The sequence below is a fragment of the uncultured Novosphingobium sp. genome, from assembly GCF_964277725.1.
Taxonomy (GTDB): Bacteria; Pseudomonadota; Alphaproteobacteria; order Sphingomonadales; family Sphingomonadaceae; genus Novosphingobium; species Novosphingobium fluoreni.
Genome location: NZ_CAXYKL010000112.1, coordinates 1 through 8,286 on the forward strand (window position 1 = coordinate 1; position 8,286 = coordinate 8,286).

The 8,286-nt window shown below is 64.7% G+C and carries 9 protein-coding genes; 2 read left to right on the forward strand and 7 right to left on the reverse strand.

What is annotated here, in order from left to right:
- From ACHWRX_RS06760 to ACHWRX_RS06790, 7 genes are all read right to left on the reverse strand, one after another.
- On the reverse strand, positions 1-1,217 hold a 1,217-nt coding region (locus tag ACHWRX_RS06760; RefSeq protein WP_394658622.1), incomplete at its 3' end, for a cysteine desulfurase.
- Positions 1,214-1,948, reverse strand: coding sequence for a SufD family Fe-S cluster assembly protein (locus ACHWRX_RS06765; RefSeq protein WP_394658623.1), 735 nt, complete (start codon positions 1,946-1,948; stop codon positions 1,214-1,216). The genes ACHWRX_RS06760 and ACHWRX_RS06765, both read right to left, overlap by 4 nt.
- Positions 1,945-2,688 (reverse strand): Fe-S cluster assembly ATPase SufC, encoded by a 744-nt coding sequence (gene sufC / locus ACHWRX_RS06770; RefSeq protein ID WP_058735694.1) that lies wholly within the window; start codon positions 2,686-2,688, stop codon positions 1,945-1,947. The genes ACHWRX_RS06765 and sufC overlap by 4 nt, the downstream gene beginning before the upstream one ends.
- A gap of 4 nt (positions 2,689-2,692) precedes the next feature.
- Complete coding sequence (locus ACHWRX_RS06775) at positions 2,693-3,046, reverse strand: hypothetical protein (protein WP_394658624.1); 354 nt, start codon at positions 3,044-3,046, stop codon at positions 2,693-2,695.
- A complete protein-coding gene (locus tag ACHWRX_RS06780; protein WP_394658625.1) occupies positions 3,039-3,563 on the reverse strand; it encodes a DUF559 domain-containing protein in 525 nt (174 codons plus the stop codon). Before ACHWRX_RS06780 ends, ACHWRX_RS06775 begins: the two co-directional genes overlap by 8 nt.
- A complete protein-coding gene (gene sufB / locus ACHWRX_RS06785) occupies positions 3,563-5,044 on the reverse strand; it encodes a Fe-S cluster assembly protein SufB (protein ID WP_221225896.1) in 1,482 nt (493 codons plus the stop codon). Before sufB ends, ACHWRX_RS06780 begins: the two co-directional genes overlap by 1 nt.
- Before the next feature lie 22 nt (positions 5,045-5,066).
- A complete protein-coding gene (locus ACHWRX_RS06790) occupies positions 5,067-5,543 on the reverse strand; it encodes an SUF system Fe-S cluster assembly regulator (RefSeq protein ID WP_394658626.1) in 477 nt (158 codons plus the stop codon).
- 409 nt (positions 5,544-5,952) lie between these two features.
- On the opposite strand from ACHWRX_RS06790, the gene ACHWRX_RS06795 reads away from it, so the two are divergent.
- Together ACHWRX_RS06795 and ACHWRX_RS06800 are read left to right on the forward strand one after the other, a co-directional pair.
- Complete coding sequence (locus tag ACHWRX_RS06795; protein WP_394658627.1) at positions 5,953-6,987, forward strand: quinone-dependent dihydroorotate dehydrogenase; 1,035 nt, start codon at positions 5,953-5,955, stop codon at positions 6,985-6,987.
- A 2-nt stretch (positions 6,988-6,989) separates the two neighbouring features.
- Positions 6,990-8,286: gamma-glutamyltransferase family protein (locus ACHWRX_RS06800; RefSeq protein ID WP_394658628.1), on the forward strand; the 1,297-nt coding region annotated here is incomplete at its 3' end.

Genomic DNA, 8,286 nt, shown 5'->3' on the forward strand with positions numbered 1-8,286 from the left:
CCTTTCAGGAGCGCCTCGATATCACTTTCGTCGTTGTAGAGGCCGAAGCTCGCCCGCGCCGTTGCCGACACGCCCAGATGCTGCATCAGCGGCTGGGCACAGTGATGTCCGGCGCGGACCGCCACGCCTTCCTCATCCAAGATAGTGCCGAGATCGTGCGGATGCACCCCGTCCAGCGCGAAACTGGTAATGCCCAGGGCATCGGCCGGACCGAAAACCGTCACGTCGTTGCGCTCGCCCAGAGCCTCGCGCAGCGTGTTGGCAAGCGCGCGCTCATGGCTTTGCGCCACGTCCAGCCCGATCGCTTCCAGCCAGTCGATCGCGGCGGCAAGGCCGATCGCCTCAATGATCATCGGCGTGCCCGCCTCGAACCGCTGAGGCGCGCTCGCGAATGTCGTCTTTTCGAAAGTGACGGTATCGATCATCGCGCCGCCGCCGTGCCAGGGCGGCATGGCATCGAGGATCTCCGCCCGCGCCCACAGTGCGCCAATCCCGGTGGGACCATAGAGCTTGTGCGCGGAGAAGACGTAGAAATCGCAATCGAGCGCCTTCACGTCGAGCTTGATGCGCGGGGCCGCCTGGCAGCCATCCACCAGCAGCTTCGCCCCCACGCCATGCGCCAGATCGGCGGCGCGCTTCACGTCCAGCACCGAGCCCAGCACGTTGGATACATGCGCCAGCGCGACGAGCTTGTGCGCAGAAGTCAGCATCGCTTCTGCCGCATCAAGATCTATCCGGCCATCCTGGGTGAGCGGGCACACGTCGATCGCCACACCGGTGCGTTCGCGCAGAAGCTGCCAGGGCACGATGTTGGAATGATGCTCCAGCATCGAGACCAGGATGCGGTCACCCGCCTTCAGGTTCGCTTCGCCCCAAGTGCTGGCAACGAGGTTGATCGCTTCCGTAGCGCCGCGGGTGAACACCACTTCGCCCTCGTCCGCGCCGATGAAGGCCGCCACGCGCCGCCGCGCGGCCTCGAACCCCAAGGTCATCTCGGCGGAGCGAGCATAGACGCCGCGATGGACGGTGGCATAGTCCACGCCCATCGCCCGCACCGTGGCATCGATCACCGCCTGCGGCTTCTGCGCGGTGGCCGCAGTATCGAGATAGCGCCACGGCGAGCCATCGAGGTTCCACATGCCGGGGAACTGCGCGCGAATGTCGCTGGATACCGAAACGCGCTCGGCACTGTCGACGATGGTTGCGGGGCCGCTCATAGGATCGCCCCAAGACGTGCCAGAGCCTTCTCGCTCAGCATGTCCTCGTTCGCCGCGCCGGCAAAAGCCTCGGCAATGAAAGCCTGCAGCATCAAGCGCTTCGCCTCAGCCGGCGGCAACCCGCGTGACATCAGGTAGAACAGCCCCTGAGCATCCAGCTCACCCACGGCGCAGCCATGGGCGGCCTTCACGTCGTCCGCGTAGATTTCCAGCTCGGGCCGGGCATTGGCGGTGGCGGTACGATCCAGCAACATGGCGCGCACGGACTGCCCCGCGTCGGTCCCGTCCGCCCCGCGTTCAACCGCGATGCGGCCAAGGTATGTGCCCGTGGCATGGCCGGCCAGCACCGTGCGAACGATCTGCGCCGAAGTGGCGTCCAGTGCGGTGTGGGTGACCTCCGTGACGATCTCGACGGTTTCGTGGCCGGTCGCCAGCTGGGCCGCACCCATGGTGAAGTCCGCCTTTTCGCCCAGTCGCACGTCCACCGCGATGCGCCCGAAGCTTGGCCCGGCCAGCAACACGCGCAAGTCGAACCTGGCTGCGGCTTCCAGCGTGATCACCAGATGCCGCGCCACCGTGGCCGCACCGATTTCGACGATGTCCAGCGTGCCGCTCGTCCCAGCCGCAACCACGATCTCTTCGCGCGCGACCGGCCAGACGCCAGCCAACGCGTCGATATCGGAATAGCGGTAGGCTTCGTCCCGCCGCGTGGGAAGCGTCAGCGTGGTCACGCCACAACCGCCTCGTAACCTTCGTCCTCCAGTTGCAGGGCCAGCTCCGGCCCACCGGAGCGCACGATGCGGCCGCCGGCCAGCACATGCACGAAGTCGGGTTTCACATAGTCGAGCAGGCGCTGGTAGTGCGTGATCAGCAGCACCGCCTTGTCAGGCTTGCGCATGATCGCATTGATGCCCTCGCCACAAATGCGCAGCGCGTCGATGTCGAGGCCCGAGTCCGTTTCATCCAGGATCGCCAGCTTGGGATCGAGGATGCCCATCTGCACCATCTCGGCGCGCTTCTTTTCGCCGCCGGAGAAGCCGACGTTCACCGGGCGCTTCAGCATGTCCATGTCCATGCGCAACAGGCCCGCCTGCTCGCGCGCCAGTTTCAGGAACGCGCCGCCTGACAAAGGCTCCTCGCCGCGCCCCTTGCGCTGAGCGTTCGCCGCCTCGCGCAGGAATTGCACGAACGACACGCCGGGTATCTCGACCGGGTATTGGAAGCCCAGGAACAGCCCCGCAGCGGCCCGCTCATGCGGTTCCAGTTCGAGCAGGTCCTGCCCGTCGAACGAAACCGAGCCGCCGGTCACCTCGTACCCGGGACGCCCGCCCAGCGTATAGCCCAGCGTGGACTTGCCCGCGCCGTTAGGCCCCATGATGGCGTGGATTTCGCCCGCGTTGATCGTCAGCGAGAGGCCTTTGAGGATGGGCTTGTCGGCAACGGTGGCCTGGAGATTATCGATCTGAAGCATCAACTTACTTTCCAAATTGTGCCGCAGCGGCAGCCCGGCGCTCGCGAACGCCCTTTATCCAAGAGGGGAAATTCGCCTGCTTTTCCTTGTCCGCGTCATCCAGTGCCGCGAGGAACCCAGCATTTTTTTCCTGTCCCACGATCACCGATTTCCTGGTCGCAGCGCATTGGGCGTGTGCGATGGCAAACACTTCCTCGTCCTTGGCAGCAGTCTTTGAAGCCGCCATCGCCGCCTGCATCATGCAGTAATGGTACGCGATGTAGCCTTTCTGATCAGGCGTAAGCGTGGTTTGCGGAGCTTGTGCAGACGCGGCACCGGCGCCGACAAACATCATTGAGGCAAGCGCGAGCTTAATCACGACGCGTACCCCGATATTGCGGGCGCGATCCGTAAGAAGAACGAGCCGGACCAGAATCGCGCCGTGGTGCTTCGCGTCGGGCGCCGGGCTTGGTGAAAGGCTTGTTCAGCTCGACACTGATGAACTTGGCGACGCTCTCCGGATCATCCAGCACCGCGCTCTCGGCATAGCGCATCACGCGCACGCCCACGTCGGTCAGCTTCTTGTCCTGCAGTGCCTCTACCTCCGCCGTCAGGCCTTCGGGGGACAGCACCACCACCAGCCAGCGCGAGGGGCAGGCAAAATCGACCAGCGTAGTGCCCACGATCGCCTGGCGCGAAATCTTGAATCCGCCCAGCTTCGAATCGCGAAGCTGTTCCCACAATGCGGCTTGCGCGGGGGTGGGAGCCCGGCGTTGCAACCGGGCGCGATCCTTCAACTTGTCGAGCCGTGCGCCGGTGGCGGCAAACCCGGCTTGTGGGTCCGCCTTGGCGGTGGTTTCCTGACTGACGCCGAGGGTCTTGCGTTCGGCTGTCATCAACCCACGCTCCCCTCAAGGCTGATCCCCAGCAGCTTCTGCGCCTCGACCGCGAACTCCATCGGCAGCTGCTGGAGGACTTCCTTGGCGAAGCCGTTGACGATCAGCGCCACCGCCGATTCGGTATCGAGCCCGCGTTGCTGGGCGTAGAATAGCTGGTCGTCACTGATCTTGCTGGTGGTCGCCTCGTGCTCGATCTGCGCGGTGGGGTTCCTCACCTCGATATAGGGTACGGTGTGCGCACCGCAGTCCTTGCCCAGCAGCAGCGAATCGCACTGGGTGAAGTTGCGCACGTTGTCAGCGTTGGCGCCCACGCGCACCAGGCCGCGATAGGTGTTGTTCGACTTGCCGGCCGAGATACCCTTCGAGATGATCGTCGAGCGGCTACCCTTGCCGTTGTGAATCATCTTCGTGCCGGTGTCGGCCTGCTGGTGGTTGTTGGTCACAGCGACCGAGTAGAACTCGCCCACCGAATCCTCGCCGTTCAGCACGCAGCTGGGATACTTCCAGGTGATCGCGCTGCCGGTTTCCACCTGGGTCCAACTGATCTTGCTGCGCGCGCCCTGGCACAGTCCCCGCTTGGTGACGAAATTGTAGATGCCGCCCAGCCCGTCGGCGTTGCCGGGGTACCAGTTCTGCACCGTGGAATACTTGATCTCGGCGTCTTCCATCGCAACCAGTTCCACCACGGCGGCATGAAGCTGGTTCTCGTCACGCATGGGGGCGGTGCAGCCCTCCAGATACGAGACGTAGGAGCCCTTCTCGGCAATGATCAGGGTGCGTTCGAACTGACCGGTATTCTCGGCATTGATGCGGAAATAGGTCGACAGCTCCATCGGGCAGCGCACGCCTTCGGGGATGTAGACAAAGGTGCCGTCCGAGAAGACCGCGCAGTTCAGCGTGGCGAAGTAGTTGTCGTGCACCGGCACCACCCGGCCCAGCCACTTCTTCACGAGCTCGGGATACTCGCGAATCGCCTCGGAGATCGAACGGAAGATGACACCCGCCGATTCCAGCTCGGCGCGGAAGGTGGTGGCGACCGAGACCGAATCGAACACCGCGTCCACCGCGACCTTGCGCGCACCTTCCACCCCGGCGAGCATCTTCTGCTCCTCGATCGGGATGCCCAGCTTTTCGTAGACGCGCAGGATTTCGGGATCGACCTCGTCCAATGAGCCCAGCAGTTCCTTCTTCTTGGGCGCCGCGTAATAATACGCGTCCTGGTAATCGATCGGCGGCACGTTCAGCTTCGCCCAGTCAGGCGGAGTCATCTCCAGCCACTTGGCATAGGCCTTCAGCCGCCACTCCAGCATCCACTCTGGCTCGTTCTTCTTAGCCGAGATGAAGCGAACGGTCTCCTCCGACAAGCCCTTGGGCGCGAATTCCTGCTCGATATCGGCGGACCAGCCGTGCTCGTAATCGGCCACGCGCGCGGCCGCATCGTGGGCGGCCTGATCCTTGAGGAGCGTTTGTTCAGTCATGCTACGAACTCGAGTAAAGGGTTCACGCGGGAGCGGAGACGGGTTGGGGCAAAGGAGCAGCGCGGACCGCGGCGGAAACCGGCCCTGCCACGCGCACGTCCAAAGCCAGGCGAGTCAGCGGAACACCGGCCAGAGCGCCCCGCAAAGCCTCGTTGACCAGCGGCCAGTGCGGCCGGACGGCACATGCGCCCTCTAGGGTGCAATCGTGCCGACCGTGCTCGACGCAGGCGGTCAGCGCGATCGGCCCTTCGACGGCCTCGACAATGTCGGCCACCGAAATCGCAGCGGCCGGGCGCGCCAGCTTCAGGCCACCACCGACCCCACGGGAGGAGCGCAGCAGCCCTGCCCCGGCAAGGCGGCTGACAAGCTTCTGCACGGTGGGCGCAGGCAGCCCGGTTTCTTCTGCCAGCTGGACGGCGGAGACGCGCGCACCACCGCAGTGCCGCGCGGCTGCGGCCATCACGACGACGGCGTAATCTGCCATGCTGGACAAGCGCATGCGAAAGGAGGCCCGTTGCTGGTTTCAGACTGTGATCGGTTGTCCGACTTGCTAAATCGGATCGATCTTCTCTGATTTGAAATAGGCCAATTGCCGCCGCTTTTCAACCACCGCGCAACCACACCGTGTTCCGGACGTTGGAAGCGGACAGAAAAAAGCGGTCTCCCACGCAAAGGCAGGAGACCGCTAAGTGTAAAAGAACTCGAACGCCAATCGGCTTACGAGCCCTTCGGGTCGCGGGCCCTCTCTAGTGGGGCCGAACGGATGTTGCATTGTAGAAACGCGACAACTTGATGGAAAATGGTCAGTTGGGCTCCTTTGTGGATCAATCACTTGGAACCACACCGATTTTCTTGTTAGCACCTGCGGCAATTGAGCCACAGTGGATGAGCGGCTAGAGCCTGCTGCCGTGACTTACGCCCTTATCAAACCGCTGCTCTACCGCCTCGACCCTGAGCGCGCGCATGGCCTTGCAATCAAAGCGGTTTCCGTTTTGCCAGCCGGGCGTGCCCGTCACGGCGGCCCCCTCCAAACCCGAGTCGCCGGCATCGCCTTTCCCAATCCCGTCGGAATGGGCGCCGGCTTCGACAAGGACGCCGTAGCGGCCGACGGATTGTTGCGCGCAAGCTTCGGCTTCGTGGAAGTGGGCACGCTGACGCCACGCCCTCAGGCCGGAAACCCCAAGCCCCGGCTGTTCCGCCTCGTCGAAGATCGTGCCGTGATCAACCGAATGGGCTTCAACAATGGCGGCGTGGCAGCGGCGGTAGCCCGCCTCTCCCGCCGCAAGCGCGAATCGGGCGTGCTGGGCATCAACATCGGCGCCAACAAGGATTCGGCCGATCGAATCGACGATTATCGCCAGGCCTTCCGCGCCGTCGCGCCGCTGGCAGATTATGTGACGATCAACATCTCGTCCCCTAATACCCCTGGCCTGCGCGCGCTGCAGGGCAAGGCCGCGTTGGAGGAACTGCTGGACGCGGTGTTGGAAGAACGCGGCACGCCTGCGTGCAACGTCCCGGTGTTCCTGAAAGTCGCGCCTGATCTGCAACCTGCCGACATCGACGATATCGCCGCCGTCGCCCTCGATCGACGGCTGGATGCGCTGATCGTTTCGAACACGACGATCGCTCGCCCGCCGCTGCGCTCACGCGATGCCGGGGAAAGCGGCGGCCTCTCCGGCGCGCCGCTCAAGTTGGTAGCCCTGCAGCGGCTGCGTGATTTTCGGCGCGCCACGGGCAGTGCGATCCCGCTGATCGGCGTGGGTGGGATCGAGACGGCGGAAGATGCCTGGCAACGTATCCTGGCAGGCGCCAGCCTTATCCAGCTCTATTCGGCCATGGTCTACGAGGGGCCCGGGATCGCCAGGTCCATCAACCGGGGCCTGGAACGGCTGATGCGTCGCGATGGCTTCGCCTCGATCGCGGAGGCCGTGGGATGCGAATGAGGATGACCGCGCGCCTGCTTCCGAGCGTGCTGGGCGCACTGCTGCTTAGCGCCTGCCAGACGACGACGGGCCTTTCGACGCCCGCGCCGCAAGCGCCTCCGTCGCAAGCCGCCCCCGGCGTCGTCAGCGCCGCAGACCCGCGCGCGGCGGCGGCTGGTGTGGAAATCCTGCGCAAAGGCGGCAACGCAACCGATGCCGCGATCGCGACGATGCTGGCGCTCAACGTGGTGGAGCCGCAGAACTCAGGGATCGGCGGCGGTACGTTCTTCGTGCGCAGCAAGAACGGCGCGGTCAGCACGATCGACGGACGGGAAAGCGCGCCTAAAGCCGCGACTGCCAACTGGTTCCTCGATCGCGCAGGCAATCCCCTGCCCGGACGCGAACTGATGGCGGGCGCGCGCAGTGCCGGCGTTCCCGGCGCGGTCGCCACGATGGCCAATGCCCACGCCCGCTTCGGCAAGCTGCCTTGGGCAGACCTGTTCCAGCCGGCGATCAAGCTGGCGCGCGAAGGTTTCGTCGTCACGGCGCGGCTGCATAACGGCCTCGATTTATACGGCCGCCACGTGACCGGCGCCGCCAAATCGCTGTTCTTTCCCGATGGCACGAACGCCGTGGCGATCGGCAGCACGCTGCGGATGCCGCAACTGGCGCAAACCTTTGAACGGCTGGCGAAGGATGGCGGCAAGTCCTTCTACGCCCCTGCCTCGGCGCAGCGAATCGCGGGCGCCCTGTCCATTGCGCCGCGTCCTTCGCCGATGACGGCGGCGGACGTGGCCGGGTATTCGGCGAAGGACCGCGATCAGATCTGCGGCACGTACCGGGTGTACAAAATTTGCGGCATGGGGCCGCCGTCTTCGGGAGGGATCACCGTGCTGATGATCCTGAAGCAGCTGGAGCGGTTCGATATGGCGCGGCTTGGCCGCAACTCGCCCGTTGCCTGGCATCTCCTCGCCGAGTCCGAGCGGCTGGCCTACGCTGATCGCGATATGTACATCGCCGACCCGCAGTTCGTGCAAGTCCCGGTAGCCGGTCTTCTGGACCCCAGCTACCTTGCCAGACGCTCCGCGCTGATCCAGGAAAATCGCAGCCTTTCCGTGATCGAGCCGGGCAAGCCCCAAGGCGCGCCGAAGCGCACTCGCGCGCCAGTGAAGGACGATCCGGGCACCACCCACCTCAGCATCGCCGACGGCAAGGGCGAAGTCGTATCTGTCACCACAACGATCAACGGCTATTTCGGCAGTGGCATCGCGGTGGATGGCTACATGCTCAACAACGAGCTGCCCGATTTCGACGCGGCCC